Annotated in this window: 22 protein-coding genes; 9 read left to right on the forward strand and 13 right to left on the reverse strand. The window is 64.3% G+C overall.

Annotation, left to right across the window (positions count from 1 at the left end; translation table 11 throughout):
- Positions 1-164: 164 nt before the first annotated feature.
- From trpE to A6723_RS09240, 10 genes are all read right to left on the reverse strand, one after another.
- Positions 165-1,658 (reverse strand): anthranilate synthase component I, encoded by a 1,494-nt coding sequence (gene trpE / locus A6723_RS09195; protein ID WP_054908043.1) that lies wholly within the window; start codon positions 1,656-1,658, stop codon positions 165-167.
- 213 nt (positions 1,659-1,871) lie between these two features.
- Positions 1,872-2,690: a phosphoglycolate phosphatase gene (locus A6723_RS09200; RefSeq protein ID WP_054908042.1), complete on the reverse strand. Its 819-nt coding sequence runs from the start codon at positions 2,688-2,690 to the stop codon at positions 1,872-1,874.
- Positions 2,690-3,364: a ribulose-phosphate 3-epimerase gene (rpe, locus tag A6723_RS09205; RefSeq protein ID WP_045212681.1), complete on the reverse strand. Its 675-nt coding sequence runs from the start codon at positions 3,362-3,364 to the stop codon at positions 2,690-2,692. The genes A6723_RS09200 and rpe overlap by 1 nt, the downstream gene beginning before the upstream one ends.
- 191 nt (positions 3,365-3,555) lie before the next feature.
- Complete coding sequence (locus A6723_RS09210; RefSeq protein WP_054908041.1) at positions 3,556-4,383, reverse strand: ABC transporter permease; 828 nt, start codon at positions 4,381-4,383, stop codon at positions 3,556-3,558.
- Positions 4,384-4,542: 159 nt separating this feature from the next.
- Positions 4,543-5,790 carry an ABC transporter permease gene (locus A6723_RS09215; protein ID WP_054908040.1) on the reverse strand — a complete coding sequence of 416 codons (1,248 nt, stop codon included), beginning with the start codon at positions 5,788-5,790 and terminating at the stop codon, positions 4,543-4,545.
- A gap of 128 nt (positions 5,791-5,918) precedes the next feature.
- Entirely contained in the window at positions 5,919-6,968 is a 1,050-nt protein-coding gene (locus A6723_RS09220) for an ABC transporter substrate-binding protein (protein WP_024763594.1), read from the reverse strand.
- Positions 6,969-7,036: 68 nt separating this feature from the next.
- Positions 7,037-8,146, reverse strand: coding sequence for an ABC transporter ATP-binding protein (locus A6723_RS09225; protein ID WP_024763595.1), 1,110 nt, complete (start codon positions 8,144-8,146; stop codon positions 7,037-7,039).
- 180 nt (positions 8,147-8,326) lie between these two features.
- Positions 8,327-9,364: an ABC transporter substrate-binding protein gene (locus tag A6723_RS09230; protein WP_054908037.1), complete on the reverse strand. Its 1,038-nt coding sequence runs from the start codon at positions 9,362-9,364 to the stop codon at positions 8,327-8,329.
- Positions 9,365-9,528: 164 nt separating this feature from the next.
- Positions 9,529-10,158 (reverse strand): response regulator transcription factor, encoded by a 630-nt coding sequence (locus A6723_RS09235; protein WP_024763597.1) that lies wholly within the window; start codon positions 10,156-10,158, stop codon positions 9,529-9,531.
- A gap of 75 nt (positions 10,159-10,233) precedes the next feature.
- Positions 10,234-12,645 (reverse strand): PAS domain S-box protein, encoded by a 2,412-nt coding sequence (locus A6723_RS09240; RefSeq protein WP_054908036.1) that lies wholly within the window; start codon positions 12,643-12,645, stop codon positions 10,234-10,236.
- A 167-nt stretch (positions 12,646-12,812) separates the two neighbouring features.
- On the opposite strand from A6723_RS09240, the gene A6723_RS09245 reads away from it, so the two are divergent.
- Positions 12,813-13,865: an alpha/beta hydrolase family protein gene (locus A6723_RS09245; protein WP_054908035.1), complete on the forward strand. Its 1,053-nt coding sequence runs from the start codon at positions 12,813-12,815 to the stop codon at positions 13,863-13,865.
- 1 nt (position 13,866) lies between these two features.
- On the opposite strand, the gene A6723_RS09250 is transcribed toward A6723_RS09245, so the two are convergent.
- From A6723_RS09250 to A6723_RS09260, 3 genes are read right to left on the reverse strand one after another with little or no spacing between them, the layout of a single operon-like run.
- Positions 13,867-14,631: a DnaJ domain-containing protein gene (locus tag A6723_RS09250; RefSeq protein WP_054908034.1), complete on the reverse strand. Its 765-nt coding sequence runs from the start codon at positions 14,629-14,631 to the stop codon at positions 13,867-13,869.
- Position 14,632: 1 nt separating this feature from the next.
- Positions 14,633-15,307, reverse strand: coding sequence for an N-acetylmuramate alpha-1-phosphate uridylyltransferase MurU (gene murU, locus A6723_RS09255; protein ID WP_054908033.1), 675 nt, complete (start codon positions 15,305-15,307; stop codon positions 14,633-14,635).
- Positions 15,304-16,326, reverse strand: a complete 1,023-nt coding sequence (locus tag A6723_RS09260; RefSeq protein WP_054908032.1) for an aminoglycoside phosphotransferase family protein — start codon at positions 16,324-16,326, stop codon at positions 15,304-15,306. Before A6723_RS09260 ends, murU begins: the two co-directional genes overlap by 4 nt.
- A gap of 129 nt (positions 16,327-16,455) precedes the next feature.
- Between A6723_RS09260 and A6723_RS09265 the strand changes: the two genes are divergently transcribed.
- From A6723_RS09265 to A6723_RS09300, 8 genes are all read left to right on the forward strand, one after another.
- On the forward strand, positions 16,456-19,266 hold the full coding sequence (locus A6723_RS09265; RefSeq protein WP_054908031.1) for an LPS-assembly protein LptD: 2,811 nt from the start codon (positions 16,456-16,458) through the stop codon (positions 19,264-19,266).
- Positions 19,247-20,539, forward strand: a complete 1,293-nt coding sequence (locus A6723_RS09270) for a peptidylprolyl isomerase (RefSeq protein WP_139092940.1) — start codon at positions 19,247-19,249, stop codon at positions 20,537-20,539. Before A6723_RS09265 ends, A6723_RS09270 begins: the two co-directional genes overlap by 20 nt.
- Before the next feature lie 113 nt (positions 20,540-20,652).
- Positions 20,653-21,654, forward strand: a complete 1,002-nt coding sequence (gene pdxA, locus A6723_RS09275) for a 4-hydroxythreonine-4-phosphate dehydrogenase PdxA (RefSeq protein WP_054908029.1) — start codon at positions 20,653-20,655, stop codon at positions 21,652-21,654.
- Between the two features lie 116 nt (positions 21,655-21,770).
- Complete coding sequence (rsmA, locus tag A6723_RS09280; protein WP_054908028.1) at positions 21,771-22,598, forward strand: 16S rRNA (adenine(1518)-N(6)/adenine(1519)-N(6))-dimethyltransferase RsmA; 828 nt, start codon at positions 21,771-21,773, stop codon at positions 22,596-22,598.
- Positions 22,595-22,975: a Co2+/Mg2+ efflux protein ApaG gene (apaG, locus tag A6723_RS09285; RefSeq protein WP_054908027.1), complete on the forward strand. Its 381-nt coding sequence runs from the start codon at positions 22,595-22,597 to the stop codon at positions 22,973-22,975. The genes rsmA and apaG overlap by 4 nt, the downstream gene beginning before the upstream one ends.
- Positions 22,975-23,799 carry a symmetrical bis(5'-nucleosyl)-tetraphosphatase gene (locus A6723_RS09290; protein ID WP_054908026.1) on the forward strand — a complete coding sequence of 275 codons (825 nt, stop codon included), beginning with the start codon at positions 22,975-22,977 and terminating at the stop codon, positions 23,797-23,799. Before apaG ends, A6723_RS09290 begins: the two co-directional genes overlap by 1 nt.
- 43 nt (positions 23,800-23,842) lie before the next feature.
- Positions 23,843-24,172, forward strand: coding sequence for a thiosulfate sulfurtransferase GlpE (glpE, locus tag A6723_RS09295; RefSeq protein ID WP_054908025.1), 330 nt, complete (start codon positions 23,843-23,845; stop codon positions 24,170-24,172).
- Between the two features lie 287 nt (positions 24,173-24,459).
- Complete coding sequence (locus A6723_RS09300; protein ID WP_038803509.1) at positions 24,460-26,382, forward strand: PrkA family serine protein kinase; 1,923 nt, start codon at positions 24,460-24,462, stop codon at positions 26,380-26,382.
- The last annotated feature ends 24 nt before the right edge of the window (positions 26,383-26,406 follow it).

A 26,406-nucleotide genomic window follows, 5' to 3' on the forward strand; every position in this document is an offset into this window, starting at 1 on the left:
CGACTGCGCGAAAGCCGAGTCAGGGAACCTGATGTATCGCGTAGGAGCGGGCTCCGTCCGCGATAGCTCCCGGCGCGACTCGTAGCTGGATATCGCAGACGGAGTCCGCTCCTACGAAAAGAAAAAGCCCCGCCGAAGCGGGGCTTTTCAGTCGAATCAGCGACTCAATCGTTACCGTGCAAACGCGCGGTGTGCTCGGCCAGCGCCACGGCGCGGAACATCGCGCGGCGCTTGTTGATGGTTTCTTCCCACTCCGCCGCCGGCACCGAGTCGGCGACGATACCGCCGCCGGCCTGCACGTGGAGTTCGCCGTTCTTGATCACCGCGGTGCGAATGGCGATAGCGGTATCCATGTTGCCGTTCCACGCGAGATAGCCCACGGCACCGCCGTAGACGCCACGCTTGACCGGCTCCAGCTCGTCGATGATTTCCATGGCGCGGATCTTCGGTGCGCCGGACAGCGTGCCGGCCGGCAGGATGGCGCGCAGGGCGTCCATCGCCGAGAGCTCCGGCTTGAGTTGGCCGTTCACGTTGGAAACGATGTGCATGACGTTGGAATAGCGCTCGATCACCATCTGCTCGGTGACCTTCACGCTGCCGGTCTGCGACACGCGACCGACGTCGTTGCGGCCCAGGTCGATGAGCATCAGGTGCTCGGCGATTTCCTTGGCGTCGGACAGCAGGTCCTCTTCCAGTGCGCGGTCGGCTTCTTCGGTCGCGCCACGCGGGCGGGTACCGGCGATGGGGCGCACGGTGACTTCGCCATCTTCGACACGCACCAGCACTTCCGGCGAGCTGCCGACGACATGGAAGTCGCCGAAGTTGAAGAAGTACATGTACGGCGTCGGGTTGAAGCAGCGCAGCGCGCGGTACAGGTCGATGGGCGCGGCGCTGAAGTCGATGGACATGCGCTGCGACGGCACGACCTGCATGCAGTCACCGGCGAGGATGTACTCCTTCACGGTGTCCACCGCCCGCTCGTAATCCTCGCGGGTGAAGCTGGCGCGGAACTGCGGCTCCGGCGCGTTGACCGCGCTGAAGTCCAGGCCGCGGCGCGGGGTAATCGGCTGGCGCAGGCGCTCCAGCAGCTCGTCCAGTTGCGCCAGGCCCTTGTCGTAGGCGTCGGCCTGGGCCGGATCGGCGAGGACGATCGCGTGCATCTTGCCGGCGAGGTTGTCGAACACGACGACCGCGTCGGAGACCATCAGCAGGATGTCCGGATTGTTCAGCGGGTCCGGGTTCGGGCACTGCGCCAGGCGCTGCTCGACGTAGCGCACGCAGTCATAGCCGAAGTAGCCCACCAGGCCACCGTTGAAACGCGGCAGACCAGCGATGGTCGGCACGCGGTAGCGATCCTTGAACGCTTCGACGAAGGCCAGCGGGTCGGCACATTCGAAGCTCTCGGTCTCGACGCCGTCGACCTTGATGCTCGCCTGGTGGCCGTAGACGCGCAGCACGGTGCGGCTGGGCAGGCCGATGATCGAATAGCGACCCCACTTCTCGCCGCCCTGCACGGATTCGAGCAGGTAGGTGTTCGGACCGTCGGCGAGCTTGAGGTAGATCGACAGCGGGGTGTCGAAGTCGGCAAGGGTTTCGCAGGTCAGCGGAATGCGGTTGTAGCCTTCGGCGGCCAGGCGCTGGAATTCTTCGCGGGTCATGATCAGCCTCGTGGAATAAGAGCCTGTTTAGGATCTCGCGAGCTAGAGCGGAACAAGGCGAAATCGCTTGAGAGAGCGGAGTTTACACGCAGTAAATGAGCATCTCGAAAGCGATTTCAACGCAGTGCCGCCGACGCGCAGCAGATAGTAAACGGGCTCTGAGGGGGAAACGGACTTGGGTGCACACACGCCGGTCGTACCGGCCAAAGGATGTCAGGCGCGCCAGCGCCAGCGGGCCAGGGCCTTGATGACTTTCATCCAGAGTGTGTGGGGAGCCGTTTCCACGGTGCTGTCTCGCTGAGCGGGTTTTGAAGCGGAGTCGGGCAACACTATCGCTTTGCCCGAGTCGAAGCAAGGCAGCAGATGGCGCAGGTCGTCGAGCACGAGCGTCGGGGTTTCTTCGGCAATGGGGCGGCCATGGTTATAGCCGTAGCTCAGGCCGACGCTGCGCACGCCGGCGGCCTTGGCCGCAAGGATGTCGTTGCGCGAGTCGCCGACGAACAGCGCCTGCTCTGCCGATACACCGGCCATCTTCATTACGAACAGCAGCGCGGCCGGGTCGGGCTTCTGCTGCGGCAGGGTGTCACCGCCGATGATCCAGCGGAAGAATTTGCCCAGCTTCATCTCGTCCAGCAGGGGGCCGACGAAGCGCTCGGGCTTGTTGGTGATCAGCGCCAGCTCGACGCCGCGCTTCTTCAGCCACTTCAGGGTCTCGATGACGCCGGGGTAGACCACGGTCAACGCATGGCTGTCGGCGTAGGCGTCCATGAAGATTTCCAGCGCGCGCTCGGTGTCTTCTTCGCTAACACTTTCATGCTCGATGTCGCCCGCCAGGGCGCGGCGCACCAGTACGCGCGCGCCGTTGCCGACCCAGTGACGCACGGCGTCCAGGCCGGCCGGCTGGCGCCCGAGCGCCAGCAGCATCTTGTCCACCGCCGCAGCGAGGTCGGGGACCGAGTCCACCAGGGTGCCGTCCAGGTCGAACATCACCAGACGCGGCAGCCCGGCGAACGGCAGTTGTGCAGCGCTCATCACTTGCGCGCCTGCGCCAGCTCGGCATGCATGGCGCGAATGACCTCGGCGTAGTCCGGTGCGTTGAAGATGGCGGAACCGGCGACGAAGGTGTCGGCGCCAGCAGCGGCGATCTCGCGGATGTTCTTCACATTCACCCCGCCGTCGATTTCCAGACGGATATCGCGGCCGGAAGCGTCGATCAGCGCGCGGGCTTCTCGCAGCTTGTCGAGGGTGCCGGGGATGAACTTCTGCCCGCCGAAGCCGGGGTTCACGCTCATCAGCAGAACCATGTCGATCTTGTCCATCACGTACTTCAGCGCGTCCAGCGAGGTGGCCGGATTGAATACCAGCCCGGCCTTGCAGCCGCCGTCCTTGATCAGTTGCAGGGAGCGGTCGATGTGCTGGGTGGCTTCGGGATGGAAGGTGATGTAGGTGGCGCCGGCTTCGATGAAGTCGCCGATGATGCGATCCACCGGGGAAACCATCAGGTGCACGTCGATGGGCGCGGTGACGCCGTACTTGCGCAGGGCCGTGCAGACCATCGGGCCGATGGTCAGGTTCGGCACGTAGTGGTTGTCCATCACATCGAAGTGGACGATGTCGGCGCCGGCGGCGAGCACCTTGTCGACGTCCTCGCCCAGGCGGGCAAAATCGGCGGACAGGATCGACGGAGCGATGGCGTAGGGTTGCATGGCGCACCTCTGTGGGCGGAAATCACGGATGGCGCGCATTGTAGCCGCTCGGACGGCTGGAAGGGGACTGGGCCGATAGTCGATGCCGGGCGGGGCAAGCCCAGGCGGAAATTCAGGCAAAAAAAATCGCGGACCGGTCCCGCCGCCGTGGGTGAGCACGGCGACGGGAACGTCCGCGAAACACTGTGAACTCAGGAAGTCGGGGCGGTACGCAGTTTCTCGCTGCGGCCGCGCAGCCACTCGAGGGTCAGCAGGAGCAGGACGGAGAAACCGATCAGCAGGGTCGCCGCGGCGGCGATGGTCGGGCTGAGGTTCTCGCGGATGCCGCTGAACATCTGGCGCGGCAGGGTGGCCTGCTCAGGGCCGGCAAGGAACAGGGTCACCACGACTTCATCGAAGGACGTGGCGAAGGCGAACAGCGCACCGGAAATCACGCCGGGAGCGATCAGCGGCAGGGTGACCTTGAAGAAGGTCAGCACCGGCGGCGCGCCCAGGCTGGCGGCGGCGCGCACCAGGTTGTAGTTGAAGCCCTGCAGGGTCGCCGACACGGTGATGATGACGAAGGGCACACCGAGCACCGCGTGGACGATGATCAGCGAGATATAGCTGTTGCCCAGGCCCAGCGGTGCGAAGAACAGGTAGCTCGCCACGCCGATGATCACCACCGGCACGACCATCGGCGAGATCACCAGGCTCATGATCAGCGCCTTGCCGCGGAAGTCGCCACGGGTCAGGCCGATCGACGCCAGGGTGCCAAAGACCATGGCCAGCACGGTGGCCGCCGGGGCGACGATGATGCTGTTGGTCAGCGCGCGCATCCATTCGGCGGAGTTGAAGAAATCGGCATACCAGCGCAGGGAGAAGCCCTGCAGCGGGTAGACCAGGAAGGTGCCGGAGTTGAACGACAGCGGCACGATGACCAGTACCGGCAGCACCAGGAACAGCAGGATCAGGCCGCAGAGGATGCGCAGGGTGTAGAACCACACGCGCTCGACCGGGGACATGTAAGGACTCAGCATCTTCTTGTTCTCCTCGGAGCCTGCTCAATACCAGCCTGCACTTGCTCATGCGGCGTTGAGAACAGGCTCAAAATGCTCATTTACAGCGCGTAAACTGCGCTTTCTCGCCTGTTCTCGCCTTGCCTGAGCTGCGTTCGGCAAGGTCTTGAACAGGCTCCATCAGCCCAGGCGCAGGCGGCTCGCGCCCACCAGCCAGCCATAGATCACGTAGAGCACCAGGGTGGCGAACAGCAGCAGGCCGCCCAGGGCCGTGGCCATGCCCCAGTTGATGGTGGTGTTGGTGTAGAAGGCGACGAAGTAGCTGACCATCTGGTCGTTCGGGCTGCCCAGCAGCGCCGGGGTGATGTAGTAGCCGATCGACAGGATGAACACCAGCAGGCAACCGGCGCCGACACCGGCCACGGTCTGCGGGAAGTAGACCTTCCAGAAGCTGGCGAACGGGTGGCAGCCCAGGGAGATCGCGGCGCGCATGTAGCTCGGGGAAATACCCTTCATCACGCTGTAGATCGGCAGGATCATGAACGGCAGCATGATGTGCACCATGGAGATGTACACGCCGGTGCGGTTGAACACGAGTTGCAGCGGCTGGTCGATCAGGCCCATCTTCAGCAGCGCGCCGTTGATCAGGCCGCCCGACTGCAGCAGCACGATCCACGCAGCGACGCGCACCAGGATCGAGGTCCAGAACGGCAGCAGCACCATGATCATCAGCAGGTTGGACTTGCGGGTCGGCAGGATCGCCAGCAGGTAGGCCAGCGGGTAGGCCAGCGCCAGGCAGATCAGGGTGATCACCGCGCCCATCCAGAAGGTGCGGGCGAAGATGTCCAGGTAGATCGACTGGTCAGGCGTGGCGCGGGCGATCTCGCCCAGGTCGTCGATGCGGTGATCGAGTGCCGCCAGCAGGTAATAAGGCGTGACGGAGCTGGCATTGCGGCGGATCGCCTGCCAGTAGGCCGGGTCGCCCCAGCGCTCGTCGAGGGCCTCCATCGCATCCTTGTACGACGCCGGCTGCTCCTTGAACGGCAGCGCACGGGCAGTCTTGGATAGCAGGCTGCGGTAGCCGGCCAGTTCCATGTTCAGGCGCTTGGAAAGGTCACCGATGGTCTGGTTCTTGCGCGCGGCGACCAGGTCTTCGCTCAGCGCCTTGTACACCGCGTCCGAGGGCAGCGACTTGCCGTCCCATTCGGAAATGGCGTTGACGGTCAGCGGCATCGCGCCGACGACCTCGGGGTTGTTCACGCTCTTGTAGAGCAGCGCCGCGATGGGCACCAGGAAGGTCAGCAGCAGGAAGACCAGCAGGGGCAGCACCAGCGCCTGGGACTTCAGACGGTTCATCCGCTCCGCGCGCGCCAGGCGCTGCTTGAGGGTGGGGCCGGCGACCTCGTTCAGAGACACAGCGGTGGCCATAGCGAACTCCGGTAAAACAGGCCGCCCGGGAGCGGCCAAGGTGTGGTGTCAGGAGGAACCGCCGCGAGGGGGAACGGCGGCTCCGGTCCGTCGCGGCTCGGGCAGCCGCGACGGCAAGGGACGGCTGCTTACTTGGCAGCCCAGGCGTTGAAGCGCTGCTCCAACTGCTCGCCGTAGTCAGCCCAGAAGGTCACGTCCATGCCCACCTGGCCCTGCATGTTTTCCGGGGTGGTCGGCATGTCTTTCAGCAGGTCCTTGCTCAGCAGCGGTACGGCGTTCTTGTTGACCGGGCCGTAGGCGATGTTCTCGGAGTAGGTCTTCTGCTGCTCGGGCTGGACCGAGAAGGCGATGAACTTCAGGCTCTCGTCCTTCTTCTTGGCGCCTTTGGGGATGGCCCAGGCGTCGAAGTCGTAGATGCCGCCGTTCCAGACGATCTTCAGGTTGCTCTCTTTCTGCACGGCGGCGATGCGGCCGTTGTAGGCGGAGCTCATGACCACGTCACCGGAGGCGAGGTACTGCGGCGGCTGGGCGCCGGCTTCCCACCACTGGATGTTCGGCTTGATCTGGTCGAGTTTCTTGAAGGCGCGGTCCTGGCCTTCTTTGGTGGCCAGCACCTTGTAGACGTCCTTGGGCGCGACGCCGTCGGCCATCAGGGCGAATTCCAGGGTGTACTTGGCGCCCTTGCGCAGGCCGCGCTTGCCCGGGAATTTCTGGGTGTCCCAGAAATCGGCCCAGCTGGTCGGCGCGCTCTTCAGCTTGTCGGCGTTGTAGGCCAGTACGGTCGACCACACGAAGAAGCCGACGCCGCAGTTGCTGACGGCGCCCGGCACGTAGTCTTCGGCCTTGCCGAGGATAGCCGGGTCGATTTCTTCGAACAGGCCTTCGTCACAGCCGCGGGCCAGTTCCGGCGATTCGACTTCCACCAGGTCCCAGGAGACGCTGTTGGTGTCGACCATGGCCTTCACCTTGGCCATCTCGCCGTTGTATTCGCCGGCGACGATCTTGTTGCCGGTGGATTTTTCGTAGGGCTCGTAGAACGCCTTCACCTGGGCGTTCTTGTTGGCACCGCCGAAGGACACCACGGTCAGGTCGGTGGCGGCCATGGACTGGGCCGCAAAGGCCACGCCCAGAGTCAGCGCTGCGAGTTTGAGCCCCGATGCTTTCAAGGACTTCGACATTATTGTTGTCTCCACAGTGTGCAGTTTGTTTTTCTTGGATGCGTCCGGGAGTGGCCGGTCCGCTTTCGTTACGCCGCGGACAGTGGGTCGAGCGCGCGGACGTGCTCGACTTCCCAGCCCAGCGGAACCACGTCGCCAACACTGAGCGCGGGATCGAGCTCGGCGATCGGCTGTTTGACGAAGAAATCGGTACGGCCGCAGACCTCCAGGCGAATGCGCACGTGGTCGCCCAGGTAGATGAATTCGGCGACACGGCCGGAGAAACGGTTCACGCAGTTTTCACTGTGGCCGTTGAGGCGCACGCGCTCGGGGCGGATCGACAGGCTGACGGTGTCACCGACATTGCCGACGTTGACCGCCAGCGCTTCGACCTTCTCGCCACGGGCCAGGCCCACGGTGCAGCGGTCGCCATCGCGGGCCTGGAGCTGGCCGGCGATGCGGTTGTTCTCGCCAATGAAGTTGGCGACGAAGGAGTTGCGCGGGTGCTCGTAGAGCTCGGCCGGCGGAGCGATCTGCTGGATCTCGCCCTGGTGGAACACGGCCACGCGGTCGGACATGGTCAGGGCTTCGCCCTGGTCGTGGGTCACGTAGACCACGGTCACGCCCAGGCGCTGGTGGATGTGCTTGATCTCCATCTGCATGTGTTCACGCAGCTGTTTATCCAGCGCACCCAGGGGTTCGTCCATCAGCACCAGTTGCGGCTCGAAGACCAGCGCGCGGGCCAGGGCCACACGCTGCTGCTGGCCACCGGAGAGCTGGGCGGGATAACGGCCGGCGAAGGTGTCGAGCTGGACCATCGACAGCGCACGCTTCACGCGCTCGCTGACATCGGTCTTGCTCATGCCGCGCACGGAGAGCGGGAAGGCCAGGTTCTCGGCCACCGTCATGTGCGGGAACAGCGCATAGTTCTGGAACACCATGCCGATGTCGCGCTTGTGCGGGGGGACGTTGTTGATGGCGCGGCCGGCGAGCTGGATTTCACCGGCGGTAGGAGTTTCGAAACCGGCCAGCATCATCAGGCTGGTGGTCTTGCCGGAACCGGACGGCCCCAGCAGTGTCAGGAATTCGCCTTTGCGAATGTCCAGATTGAGGTCCTTCACGATGAGGGATTCGCCGTCGTAGCTCTTCTGCACGCCACGGAAACTCACCAGCACATCGTTTGCCTGATTCTCGGCCATCACCGCACCTTTGTTTTTTTGTAAATGCCGTTGATCTCAAGCCTAGAGAAGCTGGACCGGCGCGCAAATCGGGCGGTATGAGAGATTGCTATAAGGCTTAGAGAGGATGCTTTGTAGGGATCGCCCTACAAAAAACAGGGAAACCGACTGCCGACCAATAGCTGGTCGGCAGTCCGCGGATCAGCGCTTGGCCCAGGCCTGGAAGCGCTTCTCCAGCGCATCGCCGTGCTCGGCCCAGAACGCCACGTCCATGCCGACGGCATTGGCGATGTTCTGCGGCGCGGTCGGTAGATTGGCCGCCACATCCGGCGCCAGCAGCTCCACCGCCTTGCGGTTGGTCGGGCCGTAGGAAATGTTTTCGGCGAAGGCCTTCTGCTGTTGCGGCTGGCCGGCGAAGTTGACGAATTGCTCGGCCAGTTCCTTCTTGAACACGCCCGAGGGCAGCGCCCAGAAATCGAAGTCGTAGATACCGCCGGCCCAGACCATGCGGAAGCCCTTCTGCTCGCCCTGCGCGGCGGCGATCCGGCCGTTATAGGCGGAGCTCATCACCACGGTGCCGTCGGCGAGATCGCGCACCGGATCCTGGCCGGATTTCCACCAGTTGATGTTCGGCTTCAGTTCGTCGAGCTTGCGGAAGGCGCGATCGACGCCGTCATTGGTGGCGAGCACCTTGTAGACGTCCCTGGGCGCGACACCATCGGCCATCAGGGCGAATTCCAGGCTGTACTTCGCGCCCCAGCGCAGGCCGCGCTTGCCGGGGAATTTCTTCGTGTCCCAGAAATCCGCCCAACTGCTGGGCGTGCCCTGAAGCTTGTTCTGGTTGTAGGCCAGCAGCGTGGTCCAGACGAAGATGCCAACGCCGCACGGCTGCACCGCGCCGGGAACGAAATCGGCGGTGTTGCCCAGGGTCTTGGGGTCAAGCTTCATGAACAGCCCTTCCTCGCAGCCGCGCGCGAGTTCGGGGGCCTCGACTTCCACCACATCCCAGGACACGTGGCTGATTTCCACCATGCGCTTGAGCTTGGCCAGGTCGCCGTTGTAGGAGCCGTGGACGACGGCGTTGCCGGTCACTTCCTTGAACGGTTTGTAGAAGGCTGCCTCCTGGGCTTCCTTGTTGGCGCCACCGAAGGAAATCACCGTGACGTAGTCCGCCAGCGCCGGCATCGCAGCGCTCCCCAGCAGGCCGAACAGCAGCCCTCCCCTTACCGCTCGCAACATCTTCTTCTCCTTGTTATCACGACGTACCGCATGAAGCGGGCAATCATTCCCTGCCTCACGCCCGCTAGATAGACGGTTTGTTACAGAAATCGGACACGTCGCACAGAGTGAAGGGAAAATTCAGCGAGCCATCTGCCACAGATCAAACCGGCGGCACGGGTCGGTCAGACGAGCTTGTGCTCCATGGCGTAGCGCACCAGATCGGCCACCGAGTTGGCATTGAGTTTCTGCATCAGCCGCGCCTTGTGGGTGCTGATGGTCTTGCTGCTGACCGCCAGTTGCTGGGCGATCTCGTTGACGCCCTCGCCGTGCACCAGGCGCTCGAACACCGAGAATTCACGCTCGGAGAGCAGTGCGTGGGGTGGGCGAGAATCGGTAAGGCCGACTTCGAAGACCATGCGGTCGGCGAGGTCCGGGTCGATGTAGCGGCCACCGCTGGCGACCTTGCGGATCGCCGTGAGCAGCAGCGCCGGGTCGCTGTCCTTGGTGGCGTAGCCAGCGGCGCCGACCTTTAGCGCACGGGCGACCATCTGCACCTCGTCGTGCATCGACAACATCAGGATCGCCGGCGGATTATTCAGCGCACGGATACGCGGGATGGCCTCCAGGCCATTGACGCCAGGCATCGAGATATCCAGCAGGACCACTTCGCAGGGGGTCTGGCGCAGGTTCTCGAGCAGTTGCTCGCCATTGGTGGCCTCGCCGACCACTTGCAGGTCCTTGGCCATGCCGATCAGTTGCTTGATGCCTTCGCGCACGATCGTATGGTCTTCCGCCACCAGCACTCGAATCACTGCCCTTCCTCCCGCTTCGCACTTGTCATTGTCATTGTCATTGTCGTTATCGATGCCGATGCCGTTGTCGCCCGATTAAGCGCTTCGGGAGCGCAGAGGCACCCGGATCCACAGCGTGGTGCCCTCCCCAGGCTGGCTGTCGATCTGCAGGGTGCCGCCGAACATCAGCACCCGCTCGCGCATGCCCACCAGGCCGAAGGACACACCCTGGCGCGTGGCCTGCGGATCGAAGCCCACGCCGTCATCGGCGATGCGCAGGCACAGCTCGCTGCCCTCGACGCTCAGCTGCAGTTCCACAGTATGCGCCTGGGCATGGCGCATCACATTGGTCAGCGCCTCCTGGAGGATGCGGAACAGGCCGATGGCCTTGGCGTCCGACAACTCCGGCGGGTTCTCCGGTACCTCCACCAGGCAGGGAATCTGCGTGCGCGATTCGAAGCGGCGCGCCTGCCACTCCACCGCCGAACCGATGCCGGCATCGAGGATCGGCGGGCGCAACGCGGTGGCCACATCGCGCACCAGCTGGAACAACTGGGCGATAAGACGCTTCATGTTGTCCAGGCGCTCGCGCAGCCCCGCGTCCAGCTCGCCATAGGCCAGTTCGCACATCGAGGTTTCCAGCTTCAGCACGGTGAGCACCTGGCCCAATTCATCGTGCACCTCGCGGGCGATGCGCGCCTTCTCCTCCTCCCGCACGCTCTCCAGGTGCGCCGACAGCTCGCGCAGTTGCCCGCGGGAATCCTGCAGTTCGAGCTCGATGTGCTTGTGCTCGGTGATGTCCCAGACCACGCCGTCCCAGGCCGACCGACCGTCGTCCAGGGTCCGCACCGTCGCCTTGATGTCGACCCAGCGCGGCTCGTTGCTGCGGGTGAGGATGCGGCCCTGCCACAGCCAGTTGCGCTGGCCTGCCACCGCTTCCAGCTGGCTGGCGAGATAGCCCTCGCGCTCGGACGGATGCACCAGGCCCATGATGCCCAGGCCACTCTCGCGCAGGTAACCGGGCGAGTAGCCCAGCGAGGTTTCGCTGCCGCCGGTGATGAAGCTGATGTAGGCAAAGTCGGAGTCGTCGTCCGGCGCATTGGGCTCCAGGCGGAACACCAGCCCCGGCACGTTGGCGGCGATGCCCTGCAGACGCGCCTCGCTCTCTTCCAGCGCGGCGCGGGCGCGGCGGCGTTCGGTGACGTCGCTGAGGAAGACCAGCAGGTACTCCGAATCACCGAAGCGCAGGAAGCTCAGCGAGACATCGGCCGGCAGCCATTGGCCGTCGGCACGCAGGCAGCGGGTTTCGAAGCTCAGCGGAGCTTCGTCGGCGTTGCGCGCGCGGCGCCAGAGGTTGAGCCAGCGGTCCATGTTCAGCGTCGGTTCGAAGTCCGCCAGCGGCCGGTCCACCACGGCGCCCGCGGCATAACCGAGCAGCTCCTCGGCGGCGCGGTTGGCATAGCGCACATGGCTATCCCAGTTGACCCAGAGGATGCCGACGGTGCTGCTGTCGATGGCGAACTGGGTCAGGCGCAACGCCTGCTCCGCAGCCTGGCGCAGCTCGATGTCGCGGCGCGCCGCCAGCAGGCGCGACTCCAATGCGCGGTGCTGCCGGCGCAGCCAGAGCAGTGCGGCAACGGCGAACAGCAGCAGCAGGCCGAGCAGGATGCAGAGGTTCTGCCAGAAGCCGGGGGAAGACCCCAGGCGCGGGTAGGTCGGTTGCAGCCAGCGTTCGTGCAGCTGGTCGAGGTCCTTGGCCGGCACCGCGCGCAGGGCCGCGTCGATGATCCCGGCCAATTCCGGCAAGCCGCGCCGCGTCGCCACGCGCAGCAATTGTGGATAGCCGATATCGGCCACCACCCAGAGGCCGGTAAATTCGGTTTCGCGGGTCAGCCGCGCCAGTTGCGCCTCGTCGATCACTGCGTAATTGGCCTCGCGGCCCAGCACCTTGCGCAGCACTTCGCGGTCGCTGTCGACGATCTGCAGGGTCAAGCCCGAATAGGTGCTGCGCAGGTAATCCACCACCGGGCCGGGCCCCCGCACAGAGACCGATTCGCCCTCGCGCAGGCTGTCCAGCTCCACTGACGTGCCGCTGCGGCGGTCGCCCACCACCAGCCGCGGCACGCGCAGGTAGGGGTCGGAAAACAGCCAGTCGCGAAGGGTCGAGGGCGTCTGGCTGACGCCGGGCGCCAGGTCGATTTCGCCGCTGTGCACGGCTCGTTCCAACGCGGCCTGGTCCGGGTAGGTACGCCACTCGAGGCTGACACCCATGGCCTTGGCCAGCCATTCCAGCAATTCCACGTTGGCCCCGGAGAGCTGCTGTAGCCGGCGATCCTGTTGCACATAGGGCGCCTCCAGTACGGCGCCCACGCGCAGTTGCGGATGCTCTGCAAGCCAGGCGCGCTGCGCTACGTCCAGCGCCAGTGGCGGCACGGCGGTTTCCGCCATGGCCAGCAGGGGCAGGCACAGGAAATACGCCAGGCAGGCTTTCCAGAACACACGACTCATGCCGACAACACCATGGATTTCACTCGGGTCAAAGCAAAGGGCCGGCATACCTTACCGCAACCCCGGTTGAACCCGGCACGCCTGCGCCTGACAAAGCTAATACAAGCCGCTAGGCTGGCCGCACTCGCGCCCCGCCGCGTGCTGCCCGCCAGACTGGGATATCACCGATGCCGCAATTGTCTCGACCGACGCTTCTCGCCCTTTGCCTGTCCCTCGGCCTGTCACCGCTGGGCGCCAGTCGGGCCGAAGACGCCAAGCCCGCCACCGACGCAAAATCAACCACGGTACCGGTGGTGCGCCAGGCGGTGAGCGAGCGCAGCCAGGACGAAGCCAACGGCCTGGTGCGCCAGTTACCCGAAAGCGAGCGCCAGGAACTCAAGGCCGGCGACGAAACCTTCCTTGCCCTCTGGCTGCCGGCCAATACCGCCGATGCCGAAGGCGCCGTGATCCTCATCCCCGGCGATGGCGAAAGCGCCGACTGGCCGGTGGCGATCGGACCGCTGCGGCGCAAGCTGCCCGATGCCGGCTGGCAGACCCTGGCCGTCACCCTGCCCGACCCACAGAGCACTGCACCAATTCCACGGCCGAAGGAATCGCCCGACAAAGCCAGCGCCGACACCGACGCCAGCGCTGCCGATAGCGCGAGCAAACCGGAAGTGAAAGGCAGCCAAGGCAGCGCGACGCCAACTCCGGAAAGCACCGCCGAGACCGGCAGTGCGGAACCGGCCCAGGCCAGCCCGGAAGCCCCGCCGCCGCCCACCGACCCGGTGGAGCTGCGCAAGGCCCACGCCGAACGGGTGCTGGCGCGCATCCAGGCAGCGGTCGAGTTGGCGCAGCAGCACAAACCCAAAACCATCGTCCTGCTTGGTCATGGTACCGGCGCCTATTGGGCCACTCGCTACCTGGGCGAGCGCACACCAGCGGACATCAAGAACCTGCTGCTGGTGGCGCCGGAGATGCCGCGCGACTTCAAACCATCGCTGGACGAGACCGTCCCCTTGCTGAACCTCGCCACCGGCGATTTCTACTACAAGGACAAGTCAACCGATGTAGCGGCAGCCAAGCTGCGCCTGCAAGCCAGCAAGCGGCAGAAAGCCCCCAACTATGTGCAGATTGGCATGAACGCCCTGCCAGCCGACCTGGGCACCGAGCAGGAACAGCTCTACCGGCGCATCCGCGGCTGGCTGTCGATGCACCTGGAGCCGATCGAGCAGCCCTGAGTCAGCGGAAGCCGCGACGCTGGCGCACCAGCAGGTAGGCCGCCTGGATCTCGCGGGTCCTGTTGGTCGCCGCAGCAATCCGCTCGGGGCTGGCACCCATGCCTTCGAGCTTGTCCGGGTGGTTCTGGCTGATCAGCTTGCGGTAGGCGCGCTTGATCTCCTCCGGCTCACTCTCTGCCGTCACGCCCAGCAGTCGCAGCGCTCCGGTATAGGATTCGCGCGGAGTAGCCGGCGGCTTGGGCGGCTCGGCACCGGACGACATCGCCAATACCCTGGAGCGAGAAAGCCCCAGTGAATCGCCCCACTGCAGCAGCAGGTTCTTCTGCGCAGCGTTCGGCGTACCGCTCGCCCAGGCCATTCGCCAACAGGCCTGGAGTAGCCCTTCGGCAGTCGCCTCCTGGCCATGGCGCTGGCGCAGGCCGACGTCCAGCAATTCACCGCCCAGCTTGCCGCGACCGAAGGCATCAATGGCCTGGCGACGGGACTTGTCATCCAGCTGCAAGCGCTGCATTTCGGAACGCGCCTGCTGGATGTGCGCATCGACCACACGGCCGCGGCTCTTGGCCAGTCTGCCGAGCAGCAGGAAGAGCAGTTCCTGGTCGCCTACCCGAGGGCCGCCGCGCAACTGCTCCAGCAAGCCCCGCCAGGTGCGCTGCTTCAAGCGCCGGTCGAGCACCTGGCCGAGCAACGCACCAAGCATGGCGCCCGGAATGCTCGCCAACGCCCATCCGGCGATGACACCCACCAGGGTACCCGGCCAGAACACTTCAGCCCTCCGCCAACTGGCGTTCGACGTCTGCCAGGCGCTCGTGGGTGCCGACATCAATCCAGCGGCCACGATGGTGCACGCCACTTACGCACCCCGCCTCCATCGCTTGGCGCAGCAACGGCGCCAACTTGAACGCGCCGGGCTGGCAGCCGTCGAACAGTTGCGGACGGAGGATGGCGATGCCGCTGTAGGTCAGGCTCGGCTGACCTTCCCGGTAGTCGCTGACGCGGCCGTCACGCAGGCAGAAATCACCCCGAGCGTGGTGGCCGGGATTATCCACCAGCACCAGATGCGCCAGGTCGCCCTCGGCCAACGCGCCGTGCAGGCTTGCGTAATCGAAGTCTGTCCAGATGTCACCGTTGGCGATGACGAAGGCGTCGTCCCCCAACAGCGGCAGCGCCTTGAAGATGCCGCCGCCGGTTTCCAGCGGCTCGCCCTCGGGCGAATAGCGGATGCTCACGCCAACGGCCGAGCCATCGCCCAGGTGGTCTTCGATCTGCTGGCCAAGCCAGGCGTGGTTGATCACCACCTGATCGAAGCCAGCCTGGCGCAGCGCCTGCAACTGGTACTCGATGAGCGGCACGCCGCCAGCGCGCACCAGCGGCTTGGGCGTGTGCAGGGTCAGCGGGCGCAGGCGTTCACCCTTGCCTGCGGCGAGAATCATGGCCTTCATGCGGGATGCGTCTCGTCTTCGGGCAGGTCGGCCAGCAGCGCAGCAAGGTCGGCCAGTTCCGGCCGGCGCGCGATGACGCTTTCCAGGTAGCGGAAGAAACGCGGCACATCGCCGAGGTAGCGAGGCTTGCCATCGCGATGGCAGATGCGCGCGAAGATGCCGATCACCTTCAGGTGACGCTGGGCGCCCATCAGGTCGCTGGCGCGGAAGAAGGTCTCGAAGTTCTCCGGCAGCGGAATACCGGCCGCCTGGGCCTTGCGCCAGTAGCGCGACAGGCCGTCGTGGACCCGCGGTTCCGGCCAACTGAGGAAGGCATCCTTATAAAGGCAGGTCACGTCATAGGTCACCGGACCGTAGACCGCATCCTGGAAATCGAGGATGCCGGGGTTCGGCTCGCTGAGCATCAGGTTGCGCGGCATGTAGTCGCGGTGCACGAACACACAGGGCTGTCCCAGGGCGCTGCGCACCAGCAGGTCGCAGGTGCGTTCCCAGCGAGCGAGCTGTTCGCCCTCCAGCGTCACGCCCAGATGGCGCTGCAGGTACCAGTCGGGAAACAGCTGCAGCTCGCGGCGCAACAGGGCTTCGTCGTAGGCCGGAAGGCGCTCGGCCACATCCACCTGCTGGAAGGCCACCAGGGCATCCAGGGCGTTCTCGAACAGCTCCTCGGCATTCTGCGCAGTGAGTACATCGAGGTAGGTCTGCCGCCCCAGATCATCGAGCAACAGGAAGCCCTGCTCGACATCCTGGGCCAGAATCTTCGGAACGTGCACTCCAGCCTCGGCCAGCAGACCGGCGACCTTGATGAACGGACGGCAGTCTTCCTGGGGTGGCGGCGCATCCATCACGATCAGGCTGCGGCCTGCTCCCTGCCAGCGGAAATAACGGCGGAAACTGGCGTCGCTGCTGGCCGCGGTGAGGCTGGCCTCGGGCACCTGCCCCCAGCCTTGCACGTTGAACACTGCGGGCAAACTCAAGTCCAACCAGCGGATCATCTGCTGGTAACGAGCATCCTCGGTCATTTTTCGGGGTTCTCCACGGCGCTAGCCGTTGCGCGGGTCATGCTTTATTATCCAGCATCTTTTTGAGCCCATCGATAGGCGTGCGGCCCGTTTTGGGCTGAAGGCTCGCAGGAAGCCCGGATTAACAAGATGGCAGTGAATTTCCCCGTGTTCCGTAGAAAATTCCCCTTACTGGTGACCGGTGGCCTGCTGGCTATCCAACCGCTCGCCACTGTGACCGCGGCGCCCGGCGAGCAGTTCGCCTGCCAGCCCTCCGCATCCGGCGCCTGGGACTGCTCCTCGCAGAACAGCGCCAGCACAGTACCGCGCCCACAGCATGGGGCCACCTCCGTCAGCGCTGGCGGCACGGCCGCGAGCAGCTCGAAGTCCTCGGGCAGCTCGAGCAGCGCCGCTGGCGAAGAGCCGAAACAACTGGTCACCGAATCCGGCGGCCGCGGCCTGAAGTCGCGCAGCAGCGACTACAGCCACCTCGACTGGATCCCACGCGACAAGCTCACCGCTGCACAACAGGCCGAAATGGGCCCGTACTGCAGCGGCGCCTACGTCGAGCCGGTACGTCCAGGCATGAACGACAAGACGCCGAACGACGAGGCCCCGACCTACGTCTCGGCGAAGGTTTCCCGCTACGAGCAGGAAAAGCAGATCGCCACCCTCGCGGGTAACGTGGTCCTGCGTCAGGGCAGCATGCAGGTCGAGGCCGACGAGGCCAACCTGCACCAGGCCGAGAACCGCGGCGAGCTGGTCGGCAACGTCAAGCTGCGCGACAACGGCGCGCTGATCGTCGGTGACCATGCCGAGCTGCAACTGGACAACGGCGCGGCGAAGATCGACAACGCCGAATACGTCATGCACCAGGCGCAGATCCGCGGCAGCGCGCTGTACGCCAAGCGCCAGGAAGACGCGATCATCCAGCTCAAGGACGGCACCTACACCCGTTGCGAGCCGGGCAGCAACGCCTGGGTCATGAAGGGCAACAACATCAAGCTGAACCCGGCCACCGGCTTCGGCACCGCGACCAACGCGACCCTGCGGGTGAAGGACATTCCGGTCTTCTACACCCCGTACATCTATTTCCCGATCGACAACCGTCGTCAATCCGGCTTCCTGGCGCCTTCCTTCGCCAGCTCGACCGACACCGGTTTCACCCTGACCACGCCGTACTACTTCAACCTGGCGCCCAACTACGACGCCACGTTGTACCCGCACTACATGGTCAAGCGCGGTCTGCTGATGGAAGGCGAGTTCCGCTACCTGACCCACAGCAGCGAAGGCCAGTTCAACGCGGCCTACCTCAACGACAAGGACGATGACCGCGAAGACTTCCCGAAGTACACCGACACCCGTTGGCTGTACGGCTGGAAAAACACCAGCGGACTGGATTCCCGCTGGCTAGCGCAGGTGGACTACACCCGCATCAGCGACCCGTACTACTTCCAGGACCTGGACACTTCGCTGGGCATTGGCTCGCCGACCTACGTCAACCAGCAGGGCTCGCTAACCTACCGCGGCGACAGCTATACCGCCCGGCTGAACGCGCAGTCCTACCAGTTGGCGACCGTGACCGACGTCACCCCGTATGATCGCTTGCCGCAGCTCACCCTTGACGGCAAGCTGCCGTTCAATCCGGGCGGCCTGAATTTCACCTACAGCACCGAAGCCGTGCGCTTTGATCGTGACCTCGACGAAACCGTCTACCTCAACGACGACGGCACCATCAAAGGCACCCGCCCGGACGCCAATATCCAGGGCCTCGCGCGAGCCACCGGTGATCGCTTCCATGCCGAGCCTGGTATCAGCCTGCCAATGAACCGCAGCTGGGGCTTCATTACGCCGACCGTCAAGGCCATGTACACCAAGTACGATCTGGACTTGGACAGCGTTGGCAAAGCCCAGCTTGCCAATCCAAGTACGAACTACGGCGATGTCAGCTTCGACAGCAGCCCAGACCGCTCGCTGGGCCTGGCCAAGCTGGATGGCGGCTTGTACTTCGACCGCGACACCACCTTCGGTGGCAGCAAATACCGCCAGACCCTGGAACCCCGGGCGATGTACCTGTACGTCCCGTACAAGGACCAGGACAACCTGCCCGTCTTCGATACAGGCGAATTCACCTTCAGCTACGACTCGCTATGGCGTGAAAACCGCTTCACCGGCCGCGACCGAATCGGCGACGCCAACCAGCTGTCCCTCGGCCTGGGTTCGCGCTTCATCGAGGACGACGGTTTCGAGCGGGCGTACATCGCTGCTGGCCAGATCTATTACTTCAGCGATCGTCGCGTTCAACTTCCTGGTCTGACCGAGACCTATCTGCGCAATTACAATGCGGCTAATCCGAACAATACGATTGATAACGCCGACGCAGACACCTGGCGCTCGCCCTACGCACTCACCGGCATCTATCGTTTCAACCGCGACTGGTACGCCAGCTCGGACTTCAACTGGAACCCGAACACTCACCACACCGACAACGGCAACGTGATGTTCCACTATCAGCCCGAAGCCGATCCTCGCAAGGTGCTGAACGCTGGCTATCGCTACCGCGCGGACAGCAAACGCTTCGACCCGAACACCGGACGGTTCGAATACGGTAGCGACGAGTACAAGATCGAGCAGCACGATTTCTCCTTCATGTGGCCCGTGCTGCCACAGTGGGCCGCCATCGGCCGCTGGCAGTTCGACTACAACCAGAGCCGCACGCTGGAGGCCTTCGGTGGTTTCGAGTACGACAGCTGCTGCTGGAAGCTTCGTCTGATCAATCGTTACTGGGTTGACTACGACGACGACCAATACATCAGCTCCAACAACACGTCGAAGGGCGACCACGGTGTGTTCCTTCAAATCATCTTGAAAGGCCTTGGCGGCGTGGTTGGCAACCAGGTGGAAGGCTTCCTCGACCAAGGTATCCAGGGTTATCGTCAACGTGAAGACAATGCTATGTAAGGCCCTGCGCCCGCTGATGCTGGGCGCGCTGTTGGCAAGTTCCGTCGTGCACGCCGAAGTGGTTCCGTTGGACCGTGTGGTCGCCATCGTCGACAACGACGTAGTGATGCAGAGCCAGCTGGACCAGCGCCTGCGCGAAGTCCGTGCAACCATCCAGAAGCGCGGCGCGCCGCTGCCGCCCGAGCATGTGCTGACCCAGCAGGTGCTCGAGCGCCTGATCATCGAGAACATCCAGCTGCAGATCGGCGACCGCTCCGGCGTGCGCATTACCGATGAAGAGCTGAACCAGGCCATGGGCACCATTGCCCAGCGCAACAACATGAGCCTGGACCAGTTCCGTGCTGCCCTCGCCCACGACGGCCTGTCGTACGACGAGGCCCGCGAGCAGGTGCGCCGCGAGATGATCATCAGCCGTGTGCGCCAGCGCCGTGTGGCCGAGCGCATCCAGGTCAGCGAGCAGGAAGTGCAGAACTTCCTGGCCTCCGACCTCGGCAAGATCCAGCTCTCGGAAGAATACCGCCTGGCCAACATCCTGATCCCGGTGCCGGACAGCGCTTCGCCCGAGACGGTGCAGGCTGCGGCTCGCCAGGCTCAGGAAATGTACCAGCAGCTCAAGCAGGGCGCGGACTTCGGCCAGCTGGCGGTATCCCGCTCGGCCGGCGACAACGCCCTGGAAGGCGGCGAGATCGGCTGGCGCAAGGCCGCCCAGCTGCCCTCGCCGTTCGACAGCATGATTGGCACCCTGGCTGTGGGCGACGTGACCGAGCCGGTCCGCACCCCGGGCGGTTTCATCATCATCAAGCTGGAAGAGAAGCGCGGTGGCAGCAAGATGCTGCGTGACGAAGTCCACGTCCGCCATATCCTGCTCAAGCCCAGCGAGATTCGCAGCGAAGAAGAAACCCAGCGCCTGGCCGAGAAGCTCTACGAGCGCATCCAGGCCGGCGAGAGCTTCAGCGACCTGGCGAAGAAATTCTCCGAAGACCCGGGCTCCAAGCTCAACGGCGGCGACCTCAACTGGGTCGACCCGGAATCCCTGGTACCGGAATTCCGCGACGTGATGAACAATGCGCCGCAAGGCCAGGTCACCAAGCCGTTCCGCTCGCCGTTCGGCTGGCACGTGCTGGAAGTCCTCGGCCGTCGCGCCACCGACAGCAGCGACAAGTTCCGCGAGCAACAAGCCGCCCAGACCCTCCGCGCACGCAAGTACGACGAGGAACTGCAGGCCTGGCTGCGCCAGATCCGCGACGAAGCCTACGTCGAGATCAAGCAGTAAGCAGTGCGAGTCGCTACGAAGAAACCCGGCCATGGCCGGGTTTCTTTTTGCCTGCAGGAAGCTTCGTCGTAGAGTAGGAACATTCGCGGTAAATCCTGATTCGAGAGTCATCCATGAGCACTTCCCACCTTTTCGCCCTCACTCCCGGCGAGCCCGCCGGCATCGGTCCCGACCTCTGCCTGCTGCTGGCCCGCGAAATTCAACCGCATCCACTGGTTGCCGTCGCCAGTCGTGAACTGCTGGCAGAGCGTGCCGCGCTGCTGGGGCTGAACATCGACCTGCAGGAAGTCGGCCCCGGCCACTGGCCCGATGTCGCTGCTCCGGCCGGCAGCCTTTATGTCTGGGACACTCCACTGGCAGCGCCGGTCGAACCGGGCAAGCTGAACCAGGCCAACGCCGCCTATGTGCTGGAAACCCTCACCCGCGCCGGCCAAGGCTGCCTGGACGGACATTTCGCCGGGATGATCACCGCCCCCGTGCACAAGGGCGTCATCAACGAAGCCGGCATCGCCTTCTCCGGCCATACCGAGTTTCTCGCCGATCTCACCCACACCGCCCAGGTGGTGATGATGCTCGCCACCCGCGGCCTGCGCGTCGCCCTAGTGACCACCCACCTGCCGCTGCGACAGATCGCCGATGCCATTACCCCGGATCGCCTGGAGCGCGTCACCCGCATCCTGCATGCCGACCTGCGCGACAAATTCGGCCTGGCCAACCCGCGCATTCTGGTCTGCGGCCTGAACCCCCACGCAGGCGAAGGCGGCCACCTCGGCCACGAAGAGATCGACGTGATCGAACCGACACTGGAGCGCCTGCGCACCGAGGGCATGCAGCTGATCGGCCCGCTGCCGGCCGACACGCTGTTCACCCCCAAGCACCTGGAGCACTGCGATGCGGTACTGGCCATGTACCACGACCAGGGCCTACCAGTTCTCAAGTACAAGGGCTTCGGTGCAGCAGTGAACGTAACGCTCGGCCTGCCGATCATCCGCACCTCGGTGGACCACGGTACCGCGCTGGACCTCGCCGGCACTGGCCGGATCGACAGCGGCAGCCTGCAGGTTGCCCTGGAAACCGCCTATCAGATGGCCGAAGCCGGCGCCGCGAAAGGCTGATCAGCAGCACTCCGTTCGGCCAGCGTTTCGTGCTGGCCGTCGCGGACTGGTAAACTGATGGTTTTTCCGCCTCCAGCCGGCCGCCTCGGGCGTCCGGCTGCTCTCCGGAGCCTTCGATGTCCGAACTCTTCCAGCACCGCGCCCGTAAACGCTTTGGGCAGAACTTCCTGCACGACGCCGGAGTGATCCACAAGATCCTCCGCGCCATCGCCGCCAAGGAAGGCCAGCACCTGCTGGAAATCGGCCCAGGCCAGGGCGCCCTGACCGAAGGCCTGGTGGACAGCGGCGCGAAGCTCGACGTAATCGAGCTGGACCTGGACCTGATCCCCCAACTGAAATGGCGCTTCGGCCTCAAGCCCAACTTCAGCCTGCACCAAGGCGATGCGATGAAGTTCGACTTCTCCAGCCTGATCGCCTCCCCCGAGGACAAGCTGCGCGTGGTCGGCAACCTGCCCTACAACATCTCCACCCCACTGATCTTCCATCTCCTGGACCATGCCTCGCTCATCCAGGACATGCACTTCATGCTGCAGAAGGAAGTGGTGGAGCGCCTGGCTGCCGAGCCGGGCAACGGCGACTGGGGCCGCCTGTCGATCATGGTGCAGTACTTCTGCCGGGTGGATTACCTGTTCACCGTCGGCCCCGGCGCGTTCAACCCGCCGCCCAAGGTCGAGTCGGCTATCGTCCGGCTGGTGCCCTACGCTGAACCGCCCCATCCGGCAAAGGATCACCGCGTGCTGGAACGCATCGTCCGCGAAGCCTTCAACCAGCGCCGCAAGACCCTGCGTAACACCCTGCGTACGCTGATGAGCGTCGAGGACATCGAAGCCGCCGGCGTCGACCCGACCCTGCGTCCGGAGCAACTGAGCGTCGCCGACTTCGTCAGCCTGGCTAACCGCTACAGCGAAACCAACCCGGAAGCCGAGCAAGGACCGAGCGCATGAGCGATCCCCGCTATCAGGTCAGCGTCAGCGTCACCACCCGCCACCTGCCCGAGCAATCGCAGCCGGAGCAGCAGCGCTACGTGTTCGCCTACACCGTGACCATCCACAACCACGGCGAATTGGCTGCCAAGCTGCTGACCCGCCACTGGATCATCACCGACGGCGATGGCCACGTGCAGGAAGTGCGCGGCGCCGGCGTCGTTGGCGAAAAACCGCTCATCGAGCCGGGTGCCAGCCACACCTATACCAGCGGCACCGTGATGGCGACCAAGGTCGGCAGCATGCACGGCAGCTACCAGATGGTCGCGACCGACGGCCACCACTTCGATGCCGAGATCCCGGCGTTCCGCCTCGCCGTCCCCGGGGCGCTGCACTGATGGCCACCTATGCCGTAGGCGACCTGCAGGGCTGCCTGGAACCGCTCAAGTGCCTGCTGGATCAGGTGAAGTTCGACCCCGCCCAGGACAAGCTCTGGCTGGTCGGCGACCTGGTCAATCGCGGCCCCGCGTCACTGGAAACCCTGCGTTTCCTCCATGGCATGCGCGAATCGCTGGTCTGCGTGCTGGGCAACCATGACCTGCACCTGATCGCCGTGGCCTACAACGCCGAGCGCCTGAAAAAGAACGACACCCTGCGCGAGATCGTCGAGGCGCCGGATTGCGCACAACTGATCGAATGGCTGCGGCAGATGCCGCTGGTCCATCACGACGCCGCTCGCGACATCACCCTCGTACACGCCGGCATCCCGCCGCAGTGGGACATCGACAAGGCCCTGCAGCGCGCCGCCGAAGTCGAAGCCGCGCTGCGCGACGACACTCAGCTGCCGATGTTCCTCGATGGCATGTACGGCAACGAGCCAGCCAAGTGGGACAAGAAGCTCAACGGCATAGCGCGACTGCGGGTGATCACCAACTATTTCACGCGCATGCGCTTCTGCACCCCGGACGGCAAGCTCGACCTGAAGTCCAAGGAAGGCCTGGACACCGCGCCGCCGGGCTACGCGCCCTGGTTCAGCTATGCCGAGCGCAAGGCCGCCGGGCGCAAGATCATCTTCGGCCACTGGGCCGCGCTGGAAGGCCAGTGCGACGTCCCCGGCCTGTTTGCCCTGGACACTGGCTGTGTATGGGGCGGCAGCATGACGCTGATGAACGTCGATACCTTCGAGCGCATCCAGTGCAGCTGCGCCGATAAACCAGAATGATTGCAGCGGAGCCGCAAGCTCCGCGCCTTGCGAGGTACTACCCATGAGCGACTTCAAGCGCATCGCCCCCGACCTGGCCCAGCAGCTGCGCGAAGGCGGCGCCCAGGTCGTCGACATCCGCGACCCGCAGAGCTATGCAATGGGCCATATCAGCGGCTCACGGCACATCGACAACTACTCGGTGGCCGACTTCATCCGCGAGGCCGACATGGACGCGCCGCTGGTAGTGGTCTGCTACCACGGCAATTCCAGCCAGAGTGCGGCGGCCTATTTCGTCCAGCAGGGCTTCTCCGAGGTCTACAGCCTCGATGGCGGCTTCGAGCTGTGGCGCAGCGTCTATCCCGCGGATACCAGCGCAGGCGGTTCCGACTGAAAGTCCCTACGAAAGGGGCGGATTAGCCCCTTCAAAAAATCTGTAACTTCTCGCGCTTTCGTCCTTTACACATCAAAGAACGAACTATCCTTTCCCTCAGGCCATCCAAAAAAGGGAGAGCCGGCACACCGGCTTCCGGTTAATCGGCAGTGACCATTGGGGCGGATCAGGGCAGTCGCCAGGTTCCGTTGGAGTTCTGGGGGATTCTCGCCGGTAACACTGGCAGCCCGACCGCACCCGCACAGACCGATCCGGCGCCGGCTCCATGCATCGAGCGAGGAGACGTCATGAGCATTTTCAGTCACTTCCAGGAACGCTTCGAAGCGACCCGTCAAGAGGAGTACTCCCTCCAGGAGTACCTGGACATCTGCAAGCAGGACAAGATCGCCTATGCCACCGCCGCCGAGCGGATGCTGATGGCCATCGGCGAGCCTGAACTACTCGACACATCCGTCGATTCCCGCCTGTCGCGAATCTTCTCCAACAAGGTGATCCGCCGTTATCCGGCCTTTGCCGACTTCCATGGCATGGAGGAGTGCATCGACCAGATCGTCTCCTTCTTCCGCCACGCCGCCCAAGGCCTGGAAGAGAAGAAACAGATCCTTTACCTCCTGGGCCCGGTCGGCGGCGGCAAATCCTCCCTCGCCGAAAAGCTCAAGCAACTGATGGAACACGTGCCCTTCTATGCGATCAAGGGCTCGCCAGTGTTCGAGTCGCCCCTGGGGCTGTTCAACCCCGACGAAGATGGCGCCATCCTCGAGGAAGACTACGGCATCCCGCGCCGCTACCTGCGCTCGGTGATGTCGCCGTGGGCGACCAAGCGCCTCAACGAATTCGGCGGCGACATCAGCCAGTTCCGCGTGGTCAAGTTGCACCCCTCGATCCTCAACCAGATCGCCATCGCCAAGACCGAACCCGGTGATGAGAACAACCAGGACATCTCCGCGCTGGTCGGCAAGGTGGATATCCGCAAGCTGGAAGAATTCCCGCAGAACGACGCCGACGCCTACAGCTACTCGGGCGCACTGTGCCGGGCCAACCAGGGCCTGATGGAATTCGTCGAGATGTTCAAGGCGCCGATCAAGGTCCTGCACCCCTTGCTCACCGCGACCCAGGAAGGCAACTACAACAGTACCGAAGGCCTCGGTTCCCTGCCCTACAGCGGCATCATCCTCGCCCACTCCAACGAATCGGAATGGCACAGCTTCCGCAACAACAAGAACAACGAGGCTTTCATCGACCGGATCTACATCGTCAAGGTGCCGTACTGCCTGCGCGTCTCCGACGAGATCAAGATCTACGACAAGCTGCTGATCAACAGCTCCCTGGCGCACGCCCACTGCGCGCCGGACACCCTGAAGATGCTCTCGCAGTTCTCCGTGCTGTCGCGCCTGAAAGAGCCGGAAAACTCCAACATCTACTCGAAGATGCGCGTCTACGACGGCGAGAACCTCAAGGACACCGACCCCAAGGCCAAGTCCATCCAGGAATACCGCGACACGGCGGGCGTCGACGAAGGCATGGCCGGGCTTTCCACCCGTTTCGCCTTCAAGATCCTGTCCAAGGTGTTCAACTTCGACCCGCATGAAGTGGCCGCCAACCCGGTGCACCTGCTCTACGTGCTGGAACAGCAGATCGAGCAGGAGCAGTTCCCGCCGGAAACCCGCGAACGCTACCTGCGCTTCCTCAAGGAATACCTGGCGCCGCGCTACGTCGAGTTCATCGGCAAGGAAATCCAGACCGCGTACCTGGAGTCCTACAGCGAGTACGGTCAGAACATCTTCGACCGCTACGTGCTGTACGCCGACTTCTGGATCCAGGACCAGGAATACCGCGACCCGGAAACCGGCGAGATCCTCAACCGCGCCGCCCTCAACGAGGAACTGGAGAAGATCGAGAAGCCGGCCGGCATCAGCAATCCGAAGGACTTCCGCAACGAGATCGTCAACTTCGTCCTGCGCGCCCGCGCCGGCAACAACGGCAAGAACCCCAGCTGGCTGTCGTACGAGAAGCTGCGCGTGGTGATCGAGAAGAAAATGTTCTCCAACACCGAGGACCTGCTGCCGGTCATCAGCTTCAATGCCAAGGCGAGCAAGGAGGATCAGCAGAAGCACAACGACTTCGTCAAACGCATGGTCGAGCGCGGCTACACCGAGAAGCAGGTGCGCCTGCTGTCGGAATGGTATCTGCGGGTTCGCAAGTCGCAGTAGTCTGCCATCGGCGCGGCGGGATTC

The sequence above is a fragment of the Pseudomonas sp. AU11447 genome, assembly GCF_001672555.2.
GTDB classification, from domain to species: Bacteria; Pseudomonadota; Gammaproteobacteria; order Pseudomonadales; family Pseudomonadaceae; genus Pseudomonas; species Pseudomonas nitroreducens.